This is a genomic window from Rahnella sp. ATs2 (assembly GCF_051851855.1).
GTDB classification, from domain to species: Bacteria; Pseudomonadota; Gammaproteobacteria; order Enterobacterales; family Enterobacteriaceae; genus Rahnella; species Rahnella variigena.
Map to the genome: position 1 here is coordinate 159688 of NZ_JBLYPL010000001.1, position 15405 is coordinate 175092.

Annotated in this window: 15 protein-coding genes and 1 other RNA gene; 3 read left to right on the plus strand and 13 right to left on the minus strand. The window is 47.8% G+C overall.

The window, feature by feature from the left end:
• The first annotated feature begins 577 nt into the window (after positions 1–577).
• Positions 578–1300: a monofunctional biosynthetic peptidoglycan transglycosylase gene (gene mtgA, locus ACJY2G_RS00745; RefSeq protein ID WP_430319883.1), complete on the plus strand. Its 723-nt coding sequence runs from the start codon at positions 578–580 to the stop codon at positions 1298–1300.
• Between the two features lie 69 nt (positions 1301–1369).
• Here mtgA and dolP read toward each other — a convergent pair whose 3' ends face one another.
• From dolP to ACJY2G_RS00765, 4 genes are all read right to left on the minus strand, one after another.
• Positions 1370–1945, minus strand: a complete 576-nt coding sequence (dolP, locus tag ACJY2G_RS00750) for a division/outer membrane stress-associated lipid-binding lipoprotein (protein ID WP_112288390.1) — start codon at positions 1943–1945, stop codon at positions 1370–1372.
• A gap of 9 nt (positions 1946–1954) precedes the next feature.
• The gene (gene diaA / locus ACJY2G_RS00755; protein WP_013577230.1) at positions 1955–2545 is read right to left on the minus strand and encodes a DnaA initiator-associating protein DiaA; all 591 of its coding nucleotides are present in this window, start codon (positions 2543–2545) and stop codon (positions 1955–1957) included.
• Between the two features lie 30 nt (positions 2546–2575).
• Positions 2576–2944 carry a YraN family protein gene (locus tag ACJY2G_RS00760; protein ID WP_112288391.1) on the minus strand — a complete coding sequence of 123 codons (369 nt, stop codon included), beginning with the start codon at positions 2942–2944 and terminating at the stop codon, positions 2576–2578.
• A gap of 63 nt (positions 2945–3007) precedes the next feature.
• The gene (locus ACJY2G_RS00765) at positions 3008–5035 is read right to left on the minus strand and encodes a penicillin-binding protein activator (protein WP_430319884.1); all 2028 of its coding nucleotides are present in this window, start codon (positions 5033–5035) and stop codon (positions 3008–3010) included.
• A 61-nt stretch (positions 5036–5096) separates the two neighbouring features.
• On the opposite strand from ACJY2G_RS00765, the gene rsmI reads away from it, so the two are divergent.
• The gene (gene rsmI, locus ACJY2G_RS00770) at positions 5097–5966 is read left to right on the plus strand and encodes a 16S rRNA (cytidine(1402)-2'-O)-methyltransferase (RefSeq protein WP_112288072.1); all 870 of its coding nucleotides are present in this window, start codon (positions 5097–5099) and stop codon (positions 5964–5966) included.
• A gap of 25 nt (positions 5967–5991) precedes the next feature.
• Positions 5992–6370, plus strand: an RNA gene (rnpB, locus tag ACJY2G_RS00775) — RNase P RNA component class A.
• A gap of 90 nt (positions 6371–6460) precedes the next feature.
• Here the strand turns inward: rnpB and ACJY2G_RS00780 are convergent.
• The 9 genes from ACJY2G_RS00780 to ACJY2G_RS00820 are packed head-to-tail and all read right to left on the minus strand — an operon-like array spanning position 6461 to position 15400.
• Positions 6461–7270: a M23 family metallopeptidase gene (locus ACJY2G_RS00780; protein WP_430319885.1), complete on the minus strand. Its 810-nt coding sequence runs from the start codon at positions 7268–7270 to the stop codon at positions 6461–6463.
• A 3-nt stretch (positions 7271–7273) separates the two neighbouring features.
• The gene (locus ACJY2G_RS00785) at positions 7274–8104 is read right to left on the minus strand and encodes a prepilin peptidase (RefSeq protein WP_430319886.1); all 831 of its coding nucleotides are present in this window, start codon (positions 8102–8104) and stop codon (positions 7274–7276) included.
• Between the two features lie 28 nt (positions 8105–8132).
• Positions 8133–9473 carry a hypothetical protein gene (locus tag ACJY2G_RS00790; RefSeq protein WP_430319887.1) on the minus strand — a complete coding sequence of 447 codons (1341 nt, stop codon included), beginning with the start codon at positions 9471–9473 and terminating at the stop codon, positions 8133–8135.
• A gap of 11 nt (positions 9474–9484) precedes the next feature.
• Positions 9485–10531 carry a type II secretion system F family protein gene (locus ACJY2G_RS00795; RefSeq protein WP_439291041.1) on the minus strand — a complete coding sequence of 349 codons (1047 nt, stop codon included), beginning with the start codon at positions 10529–10531 and terminating at the stop codon, positions 9485–9487.
• On the minus strand, positions 10515–12044 hold the full coding sequence (locus ACJY2G_RS00800) for an ATPase, T2SS/T4P/T4SS family (protein WP_430319889.1): 1530 nt from the start codon (positions 12042–12044) through the stop codon (positions 10515–10517). The genes ACJY2G_RS00795 and ACJY2G_RS00800 overlap by 17 nt, the downstream gene beginning before the upstream one ends.
• Complete coding sequence (locus ACJY2G_RS00805; RefSeq protein WP_430319890.1) at positions 12041–12541, minus strand: hypothetical protein; 501 nt, start codon at positions 12539–12541, stop codon at positions 12041–12043. The genes ACJY2G_RS00800 and ACJY2G_RS00805 overlap by 4 nt, the downstream gene beginning before the upstream one ends.
• A complete protein-coding gene (locus ACJY2G_RS00810; protein WP_439291043.1) occupies positions 12523–13371 on the minus strand; it encodes a hypothetical protein in 849 nt (282 codons plus the stop codon). The genes ACJY2G_RS00805 and ACJY2G_RS00810 overlap by 19 nt, the downstream gene beginning before the upstream one ends.
• Positions 13372–13375: 4 nt before the next feature.
• On the minus strand, positions 13376–13933 hold the full coding sequence (locus tag ACJY2G_RS00815; protein WP_430319892.1) for a pilus assembly protein: 558 nt from the start codon (positions 13931–13933) through the stop codon (positions 13376–13378).
• A gap of 18 nt (positions 13934–13951) precedes the next feature.
• Entirely contained in the window at positions 13952–15400 is a 1449-nt protein-coding gene (locus ACJY2G_RS00820; protein ID WP_120162145.1) for a type II and III secretion system protein, read from the minus strand.
• Between the last annotated feature and the right edge of the window lie 5 nt (positions 15401–15405).

Below are 15405 nucleotides of genomic sequence, written 5' to 3' on the forward strand. Positions count from 1 at the left end.
CCAGTGATTTTGCAACATAACCGGCTATGAAACCGGTTGTCTAAAATGCAAAATCACTGGTAAATGATTGTAATTCATCGGTTATGGGTGATTTTTTCCTAAATGCTATTTTCGTGGCCGAAAGAGATCTGGAATTTATTTCAAATGAAAAAATTTCACTTAGGTTACTGCATTTTTTGTCTGTGAAAAAGACGTACACACTGCTGATTTGTTATGGTTTACAGGTGGCGGATTTGGCTTAGGGGGTTCGCCTGATGTGGAATAATCGATGAGAATTTATTCACTTTCCCAATCGATATACATAAGACTTGCTTACGCATTGTTTGCAAATTTTTTCACAAAAATTTTACTTTATCGTTTAAAAATGCATCGGCATGAAAAAAGCAGGAATTTCAGGCAGTTTTCCGGAACTCCTTGATGGTAGTGGGTAAATAGGAATTTTCCGCTCTGAATGTAAGCAAAAGTTTCATTCATATTGCTCAATTGTTAGCACTATTAATTTGCATTTCGCTAGCCTGATCTTGCAGATTATTCTCGAGATTGATTAGATGGTCGGATGTGTTGTGGAAAGCGTTAAATGAATAAAATTACTCGAAAGGGCCTTTTGCGCAAGCCGGCCTTATGGCTGAAACGTGCGCTGATACTGTTACTCTGCTTATGGGTAGCGGGCATTCTTCTTTTTTCATTTCTGCCGGTCCCTTTCTCCGCAGTCATGGTGGAGCGGCAGGTTTCAGCCTGGCTGACCGGTGATTTTGGCTATGTCGCACATTCAGACTGGGTGCCGATGAGTGAGATTTCCTCACCAATGGCGCTTGCAGTGATGGCTGCTGAAGATCAGAAATTCCCTGAGCACTGGGGTTTTGATGTGGATGCAATCCAGTCCGTTCTGGATAAAGATGGCGGCAAAATGCGCGGTGCCTCTACGTTATCCCAGCAAACTGCCAAGAACCTGTTTCTTTGGGATGGCCGCAGTTGGGTGAGAAAAGGGCTTGAAGCGGGCCTGACCGTCGGTATTGAAACAGTGTGGACCAAACGCCGGATACTCACTGTGTATCTGAATATCGTGGAATTTGGTGACGGCGTTTTTGGTGTGGAACAGGCTTCGCAGCATTTCTTCCATAAACCGGCCAGCCGCCTTACGGCTTCTCAGGCGGCGTTGCTGGCAGCGGTGCTGCCTAACCCGCACCTGTACAAAGTGAATGCGCCTTCCGCTTATGTGCTGCGTCGCCAGCAGTGGATACTGCGCCAGATGAGCCAGCTGGGCGGCGAGTCTTTCCTGCAAGAGCATAAGCTTCATTAGCGCCTGACGTTTTTGAGAAATAAAAAAGGACAGCCTGAGCTGTCCTTTTTCGTTATTGCGTTCACGCCATTATTTAACGTAAGTAAACGCCGTGGTGACGTGTTTAACACCGCTGATACCCGCCGCAATGCCTGCCGCCGATTTACCTTCTTCCTGAGTGACCAGACCCAGCAGGAAGACTTCACCGTTTTCAGTGGTCACTTTCACGTTAGAGGATTTCACCGAATCGCTGGTCAGCAACTGAGAGCGAACTTTGGTGGTGATCCACGTATCCGTTGAAGCAGTGCCCATACTGACTGGCTTGCCTGTACGGATCTCGTTATACACTTCTGTCGCACCGTCTACACCCACAGCAATCTGTTTGGCGCGGGCAGCCATGTCAGGCGTCGGAGCCTGGCCGGTCAGCAGAACTTTACCCTGATAGGCAGTCGCCACAACACGGGCTTCATCTTTCAGCTGTTTGTCTTTACTGATGGCATTGGAAACACGGGCTTCCAGAGTGCTGTCATCAACCTGAGTGCCCACAGTACGCGGGTCAGTGGTCGTTTTGGTGGCCACGCCAGCCACACCAACCACGGCGGCAGCAACACAGCCTTGTAACAGAAGGGCGCTTAACAATACAGCAAAGAGAGGACTCGCCTTCATTGGATCTCCTTAATCGTCCTGGTGTGGGAACAGCGTATTATCTATCAGGTCACAGAGACAGTTAACTGTGAGCATATGCATTTCCTGAATACGGGCGCTGCGATGGGAGGGAATACGGATCTCAACATCGTGAGGCCCCAGTAAACCCGCCAGTTCACCGCCGTCATAACCTGTCAATGCGACAATTGTCATATCGCGGGTCACCGCTGCTTCAACGGCTTTGACAATATCACGGCTGTTGCCGCGGGTAGAAATAGCCAGCAGAACATCACCCGCCTGACCTAAGGCGCGCACCTGTTTGGCATAGATTTCTTCATGCAGTCGATCATTAGCAATCGCGGTCAGCACAATGTTATCTGCACATAGTGAGATTGCAGGAAGGCTCGGACGTTCAGTTTCAAAACGATTAATCAGACTGGCGGAAAAATGCTGAGCATTCGCCGCAGAGGTGCCGTTGCCGCAGCACAGAATTTTATTGCCGTTGAGCAGCGATTGCACCAGCGTCATCGCGGCGCGTGAAATCGCGTCAGGCAAGGCTTCTGCCGCTGCAATCTGAGTTTGAATACTTTCTGTAAAGCAGACTTTGATTCTATCCAGCACGGGTTTTCGTCCAGTCAGTCGTCGTAATATTTATTCCGCATTGAATGCATCACGCAGCCATTCTACCTGGCTGCCGGTGATGGCAAAAACATCAAAACGGCAAGATGATGTGTCAAAGCTTGCATTCTTTCCTGCAAGCCAGAAAGACGCCGCGCGTAACAGGCGCTGCTGTTTTTGAACGGTCACGCTGGCCGCCGCACCGCCAAAATCAGCGTTACGCCGGTAGCGGACTTCTACAAACACCCAGGTTTGCTGGTCACGCATGATGAGGTCAATCTCACCTGCACGGCAGGCCACGTTGGCCGCCACGAAGATTAACCCGGCTCTTTCAAGATAACGACGGGCAAAGGCTTCGTACTTATCGCCGCATGCCCGCGTTTTAGATAAAAAAGAGTTCATCAGTACGTCCTTGTACTTGTTATGGCTGAACGATCCCGTCTCAGCGGTGCGGCCGTGTTTTTCTTATGAAGAAACCGGCACCAGCGAGCCCTGACGGTATTGCAGCCAAGGCAGTTTGCGATGGATAACACAATTCTCATTGGCACTCAGGTCGCCGGTGCTGCCGGAAACCTGGAAGCCAGGCAGGGTGCGCATCTGTGAGAAATGATTTGCCAGACTCCAGGCATCAATCCCCATCGCGTAGAGGCGAACCAGCGAATAGTCATTACCAAATTTAGCGGTGGCCTGCTGCATCAGCGCCGGGTTACCGCCCGCCAGCAATGGAATATCGCTGAACTGCACGCCTTCCATTTCCAGACGATAGTCCGGGCCGGCACCTGCCTGATAGCTGCGGGAACTTGCATAAACGGAAGGATGTACGCGACCATTTACGGCCAGATCCAGCATCGGTTTAATCAGCGTCAGTTCGCTCTGCGTGGCCACAACGTAAACGGAATCCACGCTGCCACCGGTGCTGCCTTGCGTAATCTGGGCATCTGTCGGCGGAGCCGGGATAGTGATCCCGCCAATCGTCACGCCCTGTGCTTGTGCCGGTGCGGCAGCATCACTGGCGATGACCGGCGTACCGGTCAGGCGGATACCGCTGCCGATAGAAGAACGCAATTCACTGCCTGAGCCGAGGCCTTGTTTCAGAACGGTGCCGCCGCCCAGCTTCTGCCATTCGTTAGCAAAAGCCTGCGCGATACGGTCACCAAAGTTGCCACGTGGAACCAGCAACAGTGGCAACCGTTTTTGCTCCGCCCACATATGGCGCGCAGCATCCTGTGCCTCGTCTTCCGGCGAGAGCGCAAAGTAACAGATATTCGGGCTGTTTTTCTCAGTTTCTGGCTGATTAAGTGCTAAAACATTCAGCGGAGTCTGATCTGAAGAGAGTTCGTTGACCTGATCTTTGAGCAGCGGGCCGATAACCAGTGTGGCACCATCCTGCTGAGCCTGTGTCAGAAGCGCCGCCAGCGGCTGGCCGTTGGTGTCATACACTTTCACCTGCGCATTGCTGCTGGCAACAGGCGCTGGCGCAGCTGGGGTTGCAGCCGGCTGAGCCTGAGCGGGATCGGTTTGCGGCTGGCTGGCATCCGGTGCAGAAGTACTCACCGCCGCGTTGGGGTCTGCCGGTGGTTGTGTCTGTGCATTCGGATCAGCTGGTGCGGCTTGCGGCGCTGGCTGGCTTAACTGACCGTTCATTGCCGCGTTGAAACCTTGCGAAATCGCATTCCCGTAAACCTGAGCCGGACCGCTCATCGGCAGGAAAAGCGCAATTTTGCCGGTAGAGGCTGGCTGGAAGCTCAGCACATTATTCAGCTGAGTCGGCAGGGTTTTCGCTGCCGGATTTACCGGATAACGACGCTGCCAGTCTTTGATCCCCGCTTTCAGCAGATCAGGATCCTGCTTGTTACTCTGCCAGACGCTCAGTAAATCCAGCCATCCCTGCAACGTGTTTTCATCAGCATTAATCACAATGCTGTTGACGTCCTGCGCGGACATTTGCGTCAGCGCGGTCCAGGTTTCGTCAATGTTGTCCTGATGCAGTTTGCCCTGCAACAGCGGTTCCTGTGCGATATATGCGCGGATCAGCCCGAGACTGGTCCGTCCCTGGCTGGCATCAATTTGCGCCTGGTAGTAACGCGCTTTCTGATCGTTGGTCAGATTGGTCGGGTCTATCTTACTCAGGCTGGTGGCCGCGGCCTGAACGTTTTTCTGCGCGACCTGCACTTCAGCGCTGGTCAGTTGTAGCTCGAGAGTTTGTGCGGCGGTCAGATTTTGCGGCACTTTAGCCAGTTGTTCAGCGGCCTGCGGCACTTTGCCTTCACGTATCAGGGCACGCACTGCAAGCAATTGCCAGTCAGCCTTGTTATCATCACCGCTTTGCTGTGCCTGTTGCAGAAAATAGTCAGAGCTGCCGGACGCTGCACCCTGGACACTTTCTGTCGGCGCCTGTGGTGCCTGACCGGAACAGCTGGCGAGAAGCATAGCCACGATAATGGCAGGGAGTAAACGTCCCGAACGGGTACGAAAGGTCATTGAGGAAGGCATTCAGTTTCCAGTGATGTTTTTTCAAGATGCTCAATATTAAATCGGCAATCCGGATGAAACAATGAATCAAGACGATCAAGCAGATATTTCTGCCTCAACGCTGTATATCGTACCGACGCCAATTGGCAATTTAGGGGATATTACCCAACGCGCGCTGGCCGTACTGAACAGTGTAGATTTGATTGCCGCAGAAGACACCCGCCATACCGGATTGCTGCTGCAACATTTCGCGATCACCGCCAAAATGTTCCCGCTGCACGATCATAATGAACAGCAGAAAGCCGAGCATTTGCTGTCAAAGTTGCAGGAAGGCCAGACCATTGCGCTGGTGTCCGATGCCGGTACGCCACTTATCAACGATCCCGGTTACCACCTGGTGCGTCGTTGTCGTGAGGCAGGTATTCGTGTGGTGCCGTTACCGGGTGCCTGTGCGGCGATCACCGCATTATGTGCCGCAGGTTTGCCTTCTGACCGTTTCTGTTACGAAGGATTTCTGCCGGCCAAAACCAAATCACGTAAAGATACGTTACAGGCATTAATCGAAGAGCCGCGCACGTTGATTTTCTACGAATCGACTCACCGTCTGATCGACAGTTTACAGGATATGGTGGAAGTGTGGGGGCCGCAGCGTTATGTGGTGCTGGCGCGCGAACTGACTAAAACCTGGGAAAATATTCACGGTGCGCCTGTGGGCGAACTGCTGGCCTGGGTACAGGAAGTTGAAACGCGCAGACGCGGTGAAATGGTGCTGATTGTTGAAGGCCATAAACTCGATACCGAAGCGTTACCGGCGGAAGCCTTACGCACACTGGCGTTACTGCAAAAAGAACTGCCACTGAAAAAAGCCGCCGCGCTGGCCGCGGAAATCCACGGCGTGAAAAAGAATGCGTTGTATAAATACGCGCTTGATGAGCAAGAGGGTGACAAATAGGGCGTAATACCCTATTATCCGCCGCGGAGTTGACCAGACAGTCGCCGCTTCTTTGCCGTCCCTTTCGGGGGAGACAGAAGGAGGGGAGGAAAGTCCGGGCTCCATAGGGCAGGGTGCCAGGTAACGCCTGGGAAGCGCGAGCTTACGACAAGTGCAACAGAGAGCAAACCGCCGATGGCCCGCGCAAGTGGGATCAGGTAAGGGTGAAAGGGTGCGGTAAGAGCGCACCGCGCGGCTGGCAACAGTTCGTGGCATGGTAAACTCCACCCGGAGCAAGGCCAAATAGGGGTTCACATGGTACGGCCCGTACTGAACCCGGGTAGGCTGCTTGAGCCAGTGAGCGATTGCTGGCCTAGACGAATGACTGTCCACGACAGAACCCGGCTTAACGGTCAACTCCCTCGTCAAAAGAAAGCCCGCGTAGTTAACACTACGCGGGCTTTCGTCTTTTTCCCGTCATCATTTGGGATACACCCACTTCTCTTTTGTTCTCTTCAGGACATTTTTTGTAACCGGTACCTGCCATTCTTCAAAATCACTTTATAATCGCCGAAAACTCTCTGATCAGCACTGGCATAGACTGTTTTTCCGTTATACCTCACCATCACCTTTTCCTGACCGGCTATTTCAGTCACCAGCATAATTTTGGGTACGGAAATTGTCGAAACACTGACGTCGGCAGCTTGCCTGTATGAAACATCGGAAGATGAAAGCAGCTTCGCCGCGTCCATTGCCTGTCCCTGATATATCAACTCAAAATGCAAATGTGGCCCCGTGCTGCGTCCGGTATTACCTGAAAAAGCGAGGATATCGCCACGTGCTATCTTCTGTCCGGCGATAACGTTAAGTCTGGTCAGATGCAGGTAGCGGCTTCTCCACCCCTGCGGATGGCTTACTACCACGTAATTACCGGCGGTGGGATGATACATCGCTTCCACGACAATCCCTTTTTCCGTGGCGAATACCGGTGTTAACGGCGGGGCGGCAAAATCAGTGCCTTCATGCCGGGAGAAACGATGCATGATGGGATGCCAGCGCAGACTGAATGCGGAAGTGATCCGCAAAGGAATATTCATTGGTGAGAGAAAATGCGGGTAGCGAATTGATGGGGATCCAGTTTTCAGCTTACTTGCTTCTGATGTTATCTCCTTTCTGGCCGTAAGTAGCGTCGTCGGAGAAAAATGATCATTATTTACCTCCACATCGGAACGCGTAGCATGAATCAATGCCAGCGTGACTGCGGCATCGCCAGCAGCCTGTGCAAACAACGGAATGAGCAGCAGGAAAGGCAGTATCCGGTGCATAGTTTAAAGTTGCTCAATAAAAAATATCACCAGTCCGGCCATGCAGATTGAAGGGCCGAAGGGGATGTAATGCTTTTCTGAGGTGGGATTATCTTTTTCCAGCGAACGGCGCTGGTTCAGCAGTGTACAGAGCAGATACACCATCATTCCTGAGGCCGCCGACCCGATAATCAGTTCCGGGATTTTTTCCATTCCCAGCCAGGCGGTGATTGCAGCTAACAGTTTGACATCGCCATAGCCCAGCCCTTCACGCCCGCGCAGTTTCTCATATGCCGCCATCACGACATAAAGTAATAGCCATGCGGCCACCGCGCCACAAATAGCAGAGCGGGGTTCGATATCGGTGATACCTGATACTGAACAGAGTAAACCACTCCATAGCAGTAAAGACACCAGACTGTCTGGCAAAATCAGATGCTGAAAATCAATCACCGACAAGCTGTAGAGCAGACAGAAATAGAGAAAGAAACTGCAAATCTGAACTTCTGTGAACTGCGGCAGAGCAATAATTGCCAGGCCGGTAAAGACGATTGCGCACAGAATTTCGGAAATTAAATACTGTGCAGAAATTGCACTTTCGCAATGGCGACATTTTCCCTTCAGGCATAACCAGCTCAGAACCGGAATATTGTCACGCTTCAAAACCCGCGCACCACATGCCGGGCAATGTGAAGGGGGCCACCAGAGGCTGATGTTGACAGCATCGGGTTCAGTACTACATTGTGCAAAAAGCATTAACGGCAACCGGTAAATCAAAACATTAATAAAGCTGCCAATAAACAGGCCGAAAATTAATGCCATGGTGGGATAAAACCACTGATAAAATAGAGTCATAATAATCTCTTGCTATTTAAGTTATTATTTATCGCGGTGTGACGTCAGTATGTAATTCCATAAAGTCCGTGGCTGTGTCAGGCCCTCCCGTTGGCGTATAGACCCTAAGACGTGAAGAAAATAACTGAGTGCCTTTGGTGTCACATATATAGGCATTATTAGATGTCGGTGGTTTATCAAACATTTCCTCAAACCTGAATCCTTTTCTACCCTCAGGAAGGGAGTACCTCTTCTGTTGCTTAATAATTGTTTTTAAAAAATAATCCGGGTATTCAAAATTTAACAAATCGGTATAGTCATCTATTGAATTTTCACCTTTCACCCCGTTCATACACATGAAAATATCTCCTCCACGTGCCCATCCCAATGCGTCATACCAAAGACTTGTCCATTCCAAACCTCCTCCAATACGTGTATGAATCGCAGCAACCTCAGTAACAGGAACAGATTCATTCTCATATTGGTTCAGTAATCCTATGCCCATGAAACCATTAAAGGCAGCAGGGTTTCCGGTTGAGACAAATGCTGGAGCGGGATAATGGCTCTGGTTGTTACCCTCAGGCCCTTTATAATAGGTGAAGTTTTCGCCGTCATTACTTTTTAATGTCCAGGCAGTGAGTACCTGATGCATACCCGACGTTCCTTCCAGTAATATCGCCTCTACATGGATCAGTGACATATGTCGGTGCGGAAGGTAAACCACTAATTCATGCCCCTCGCCACCTGTACCGATATTACTGGTAGAACCTTCGGGACCTGCAGAAGCGCGTGGAAAAACCAGGGTGCCAACCCACAGGCTCTTATTTTGTTTTGTCGCAACATCAAGAAGTTCATCGTATAAAGAAAGTGTGCGGGAGCCTGAGGTCATGCCAGGCTTACATTTGTAACGCTGTTCTTTAAGTGTCGCCGGCGTCCCGGAACAGGCGGTAATCGCCGGGAACGGATCGTTTTTTATATAAGGTTTCGCATTGAAAATGGGCAATCCCCAGTCGCCTTCCTTACCTCCGCTGACCCAACTGTATTTATCACCTGACGTATAATGGAGATAATGTTGTGAAAAATCATAATTGTCATCGGTGATTTCTGGCAATCGTGATGCAGGGATTTGCATGTCATCTGATTCGATATACATAATATTGACAGCGATCGGAGAGGAACTTTTTTCATCGTAATAATAAGAATTGCCACTCACTGCATAACCAAAAAAATTGGCAACAGGCAATGCCAGCGGCATGTCCAGGGGGTGTGCGGCTCCGCCACCACCATCAGCTTCAGTAAATTTGAAAACGCCACCCTGAGGTATCGTTGCAGAGAATGCACTGATCGGCAGCAAACAGAGTGTTGCGAAAATAAGCGTTATTTTTCTCATGGTATAATCCTTTAAAAAGAGCCGCTTGAACCCATTTTCCCAAGGGTGTCCGACAGAGCGAAAAGGGCAGCAAAAACCCAAATGACACATCCTCCCAGTATCAACGTGGAGAGTGACTTCAATACCCCGGATAACCTTTTTATATATTCCTGAACATGTTCACGGGATTTAGCCGAGACGGAACTCAGTACTTCATTAAACGATGGTAATTCGGCGTACAAACTAATATTCAGCAGCGTTTCAGGTCCAAATAATCCGGTGTTCAGCGCTTCACCGTAACCGAGTCCGGTCGCCATGTTCTCGCGCATAATGTTTATATGGTGCTTTAACCATCGGTTAGAGTTTAATAAAATAATCCCGAGGCCATCATTTAAAGGGATGCCATTTTTCAACATTAGTGCCAGATTGTTTAAAAAAATAGATCCCACAATTTGTTTATACGTTGAGAAAGGCAGTATCCGGTCGAGCACCTGATTTCTAAGTTTGCCGCTAACGTTTGAGATGACCATCTTTATAAAAAAAACGATTGTTGAAATAACAATGAGTATATAAATCCACAAGCCCGCGACTAAAGAATTTCCGAATGAATACAATGATTGTGTGATCCCCGGCCATTTGCTGACAGGAACCACACCTTCAAAAGCAGGGAATACTTTCATTGAGTACCCCGCAATAACAATAAGAGACAAAATTATCATAATGACCGGAAAAAGCACTGCCGAGATGAGTTTACTCTTCAATTCGCTGTTATAGTTTATGACATTAACTAACGTCATAAATCCATCAGCAAGGCTTCCGCTTTGCTCGGCTGCATTAATTACACTCAGTTCACTCTGCGGAACAAGGCCTTTAAACATTACGGCGATAGAAGCCCCTGTAAGACCAGCTTTCATATTGTTAGTTAATACGCCAATATTCTTCGAAAAAGCTGAACCCAGGAGGTTTTTTCCCTCGACTTGAAGTTTGACCAATGAGTCGTAAAGTGGCAGTTCTGTGCTGATCATGTCAGCACAGAACTTATAAAGAAAAAGCCTTTGTTTTTTACCGAACTTTGCCATGGATAATCTCTCTGTTATCTTTATCTACATCGCCAAATTCCATATTGAACCATGTCGCACACACCCGACCTCGCAGAACCTCAGCAAATACTTTTTCTTTTATTTCAAAGCCTTCGCTCATTCCCGGTGCCGAAAGGCGTTTCTCCCGCCACAAGGTATAAACCTGCAACCACTCTTGCTTAGATATTGCGGCCAGTTCATCGTAGGTTGGTCGCATATATTCCATCACCAGTTGCCTGCCACTGATGCCGGTATATTTACATCTCTCGCAGCCATCCTCATATTGCTCGTACAGAGACATCAGCTCCCCGCCGAATGATATATCGACAGGGCGATGACAATGGGTACAAATAACGGGGACAAGTTTTTGACATTGCAGTCCGGCAATGAATCCTGGCGTGGAAAGCTTATCGCTGGTTATACCCATGGCAGATAAGCGTTGTAATAAGGAGACAATATTCCCCGCATGAACTGTGGTGAAACAATAGTGACCACTTTCCACAGCTCCGGCCAGAGCGTTGGCAGATATGGTGTCGCGGATTTCGCCGACCATCAGAACATCTGGATCACGTCGCAATGCTGATTTGATGGCTGAATGGAAGCCGCCTCCTTCAACACTGACCACTGAGCTTTGTTTCGCTCCGTATATCTGATATTCGACAGGATCCTCAACCGTGAGAAAGCACCCTTTGTTGCCATAACGATTGATTTGTAACCACTCCATCAGGTTCTTCAATGTTGTGGATTTCCCCGACCCCGTGGTTCCTGCAATAAAATAGGCACCATAAGGGTTGCTGAGGATCTTTTTGAGATCGTCTAATTCTTCGTTCGATATGCCCAGTTTATTAAGATTGGCGACTGCACTTTTTGACAATCCGGAAGGAATAATTCGCAGCACGGCATGATAACAATCGTTCGTTTCGCCAAAAATCGGAAAGTGCGCGTAGCGGAACCGAAAACTTAACGCATTGAGTGTGTAGAGAATATTGGCACTTTGCGGAATAGTGCGGTTCCAGGTGGTATCGCGGGTACTGGCTTGTACGTTGTACAGGACGAATACCAGCTCATCACATTTGCTGGCAGGCATCTGCATCATGGGCAACAGCATACCGTTAACCCGAACCTCCAGCTGCGCAAGAATATCATTGCGTGTGATGTGAAGGTCACTGGCCCCCATATTCACGGCTTCAATCAGTATGGCTTCGAGCTCTTTCTGCGTTTCACTAATATCCAGCGCGACACGACTCAGTTTCTGCAAAGAAACCAGTTCATAGATTTTGAAATACACGGCCTCGGTGACCCCACCGATCCCGGCAATCTTATGATGATGGATATCATTCATCTTACGAACTTCATACTGCAGAATATGCAGCTCTTCGATTAATGAACGCTGAGAAACGAGATACTCTTGCGTACCCGAGCGGGCAATCAGCATACGATCTTCAATTTCAGCAAAAATCCATTCGCCACTGTGAATGAAATCCTCCGTAAGCCGTATGAAATCCAGGATCACCGGGACACTTCCCTTACAAATGACTGTTGCGCGTTACTGCCCTGATGGACAGCATAGCGCTTACCGTTCGCCGTAAAAATTTCGCCAATACGTACAAATACGGTTTTTGAACCTATAGCTACCGCGGCTTGGGTGATGCCAGCAATCTGCGATAACATCATAACTCTGGGCTCTGCGGCGGCAGGCAACGGTGTGGGTTGAATATCTTTGTCCGCAGATTCATTATTCATATTGAGGATTGGCCCTTGTGTCAGCTCGGCCGCCTCACTTTTTATTTTCGCCATTTCGAGGCGCAACTTGGCGAGTGTCAGCTGCTGTGAAAGCTGATGCTCGGCCTGATTAAACGCTACGTCATCTTCCATCAACCTCGATATATGCTCCTGAATGGGCGCAGGAAGTCCCCCGGCATTCTCGCCAGTGGCTTGAATGTCATCGGCAAAACTGCCAGAAGAAAACAAAGTCATCAGTGCAGTTATTATTAATTTCCTGTTTTGCATACCATAACTCCTGTAATTTTATTATCCTTAACGCTGTCTATTTTTTGGATGATGAAAGCATCCCTGAAAGCTTGTCTCTCCAACAGGCTGGCGGTGTACAATAGCGCCATATAGTTTTTAGACTGTTTAGGGATTTCCATTTCCCAACTCAGTACATTAATCCCATAATTTTTCCCCCTCCCTTTTGCTGCTATTTTATTTTCGATAGCCTGTACAGCAGAGCCTGGTGGCGAGACAATCTTCACGATTTTTCTGGGGTCAGATACTGAGTTATAAGAATAAAGATAGTTCAGCACATCACCGCAAGAGGGCGGATAAATATCCTTTTTATTCTTGTATGCAGACAATATCGGGTTGTCATCCAGTCCTGATTTAATTCCTGCGAAATCAATGGAAGTATCTGAAAAACTGGCAGTATAAACGTTATCAAAAAATATTTTCTGTGCGAGCGTAAACACGCTACCTTTTTTTAATTGATAACTGAACGAACAATTTTTCGCATCGCAGGTATAGACTTCATTGATGTAATTAAAATCAGACAGAATACGCTGACTTTTGGAAATCTCTGCAGCTAATGTTGTAAATTTGGAAATGCTCCCGCCTGACAAATTACTCAAATAGAATTTATCAACCGTACTTATGTCATTAGCTAACTGCTGCGCTTCGCGACGCTTTATCTCATCTCGTTGTTGCGCGGGTTCATAAGCAAAAAAATACCAGCCTGCAATACCGCCGGCAATGAGGAGTAATAGCACTCCGATGGCAATTCCAGCTTTGATTCTGCGGGAAACAGGCCGGGAATTTTTGCGTAATTTAAGTCCCTTTATCATATCGTCATCCAGAAATTATACTGTACAAAAATATTGAAGATGCAATGAGTAGAATTAATACGCCACAGGCAACACCTGACCAGAACAGCCTTTGTCTTTTTTTATAAATTAGTTGATTTTCTTTGCATGATTCAGCAATGCAGTCCAGTTGTGCCGGCGTGATTTCCGATACCTGTAGTCGTGAGTATTTCGATGTGGGTAAGGTTTCCACGATTTCAGTAAAAAAATTTTCTGTAATGACGCAGTCACTTCCACTAATGATGATGCCATCCATAATCATTAACAGATAAATTTTATGATCACCTGCATCGAAATGATAAATACCATCGCCGTAAAGGTTTCGGAGATGAACTGCAAAAGATTCACAGCCCGGTGCTGTCTTTACAGAATAGCCAATCAGTTCATTTGTATTAGCTTCATCCTGTACGCGGTAAACATACATGCGGTGACTTCGCCGTATATTCACCATCCATCTCATATAACCGGCATCCATATTGTCGTGACCGGATGGTTCCCAGATTAACCCTGTCAATATATTATTACGTGACAATGTATTTAACATGATAGCCATCTCAATAAATTAACGATTTAAAGGCGCACGGTAATAGTCAATTCCTACGACCATGACAACGGTATGTTCATTGTCCTCAGTACTTTGTCCATAACCCAACATCTGGTACTGTTTATTTTTACTCAGTTCGTTCATTTCATATTTTGCAACCATGAGTAAACTGCCAGGATTAACCGCCGTGGAGTTAAACATTTCCGTCGTTGTCACATTAGGTAACTGAACGGTATCAAATACATCTATCGAGTTTAACTGGCTCTTGGTAAATCCACTGGTGACTTCCACACGGCCATCCGTCATGACACGCGGAGTGATAATAAAACTGGTGCCGGTGATTATTTCAGCTGTTTCGATCTCGACATCTTCATCACCGCTGTCTTTATTCACCGTCCGTGTACGTCCGGAGACATAGTGCTGAGAATTGGTCATATTGAGCGGAATTGGGGTGTTATTCCGTGTTACAAATGAACCACTCTGCAGCACTTTGCTCCCGGTAAGTGAATACAGTGCGTTCAGTTTAGCGTCGATGCTCAGTGCGCGATCAGCCCCGCCCGCGATAGTCATTCCCCCTCCCAGCATATCCATTATTGCTGTATCGATAATGACGCTGCTGCCCCCATCAACGTAAGACATATTCAGGCCGGCACCATATTCTTCCATTTTTTCTTTATTAAGAGTGAAGATTTTGTAAGTTACGACGAATTGACGATTATTATCATCCTGGTATTTTTTTAATACATCACTCAATACCTTATATTCTGACGGGCGACCGGTGAGCGTAACAATTGAGGCATCTTTAAATATGCTGTACATGCCGCTTGAAACATATTTTTCTGCCATGTTCTCAACGTCATCCCAAAAAGAGGATTCAAATTTAGTTTCAGATTTCCCTGCCAGGCCACCACTGCTGACTGCGTCATTGGATAAATCCAGGCTGGCTTCGAATTTGTTATTTTCGCCGTAAAAATCAAGCTTAATAGCATAAACACTAAACGCATCAATCTTAAGAATATTATTCTCATCCAGATAGGTTTTAACATCATAAAGGGCAGAGACATAGCGCATAAACTCCTCAAAGGTGCCAGTGAAATTAATGCTATGTGCTTCAACATTGACTTTTCCGGCATCGGCACCTTTTACACCCGGGATGTCTAAATTAATCCTATGGCTGACTCCTGTTTGTGCCAATAAAACATCCAGAACGGTGTTCAGGTCTGTAGGTTCATAAGAGTTTATGGCGACTTTTTTAGCAAGCAAGTGCTGACGTGTTGAGCTGTAGTCAACTTTTTTTCCTAAATAAGCTGTGTCATATTTAATATACGGTTTGACCTTCATTTCATCTGCGGACGTCGCACCCGGCAAGGCATCTTTAACATTACTGCGTGAAAAATGTTTATTAAAACTTCCCGCGCAGCCCTGCAAAAGAAGAGTCAATATCATAAATCCAATTTTGGTTTTCATATCCC

Bases quoted from the DNA above. Each gene is read 5' to 3' on its own strand.
- mtgA (WP_430319883.1), top strand. From the start codon at position 578: ATGAATAAAATTACTCGAAAGGGCCTTTTGCGCAAGCCGGCCTTATGG.
- dolP (WP_112288390.1), bottom strand. From the start codon at position 1,945: ATGAAGGCGAGTCCTCTCTTTGCTGTATTGTTAAGCGCCCTTCTGTTA.
- ACJY2G_RS00760 (WP_112288391.1), bottom strand. From the start codon at position 2,944: ATGAACTCTTTTTTATCTAAAACGCGGGCATGCGGCGATAAGTACGAA.
- ACJY2G_RS00765 (WP_430319884.1), bottom strand. From the start codon at position 5,035: ATGCCTTCCTCAATGACCTTTCGTACCCGTTCGGGACGTTTACTCCCT.
- rsmI (WP_112288072.1), top strand. From the start codon at position 5,097: ATGAATCAAGACGATCAAGCAGATATTTCTGCCTCAACGCTGTATATC.
- ACJY2G_RS00780 (WP_430319885.1), bottom strand. From the start codon at position 7,270: ATGCACCGGATACTGCCTTTCCTGCTGCTCATTCCGTTGTTTGCACAG.
- ACJY2G_RS00785 (WP_430319886.1), bottom strand. From the start codon at position 8,104: ATGACTCTATTTTATCAGTGGTTTTATCCCACCATGGCATTAATTTTC.
- ACJY2G_RS00790 (WP_430319887.1), bottom strand. From the start codon at position 9,473: ATGAGAAAAATAACGCTTATTTTCGCAACACTCTGTTTGCTGCCGATC.
- ACJY2G_RS00795 (WP_439291041.1), bottom strand. From the start codon at position 10,531: ATGGCAAAGTTCGGTAAAAAACAAAGGCTTTTTCTTTATAAGTTCTGT.
- ACJY2G_RS00805 (WP_430319890.1), bottom strand. From the start codon at position 12,541: ATGCAAAACAGGAAATTAATAATAACTGCACTGATGACTTTGTTTTCT.
- ACJY2G_RS00810 (WP_439291043.1), bottom strand. From the start codon at position 13,371: ATGATAAAGGGACTTAAATTACGCAAAAATTCCCGGCCTGTTTCCCGC.
- ACJY2G_RS00815 (WP_430319892.1), bottom strand. From the start codon at position 13,933: ATGTTAAATACATTGTCACGTAATAATATATTGACAGGGTTAATCTGG.
- ACJY2G_RS00820 (WP_120162145.1), bottom strand. From the start codon at position 15,400: ATGAAAACCAAAATTGGATTTATGATATTGACTCTTCTTTTGCAGGGC.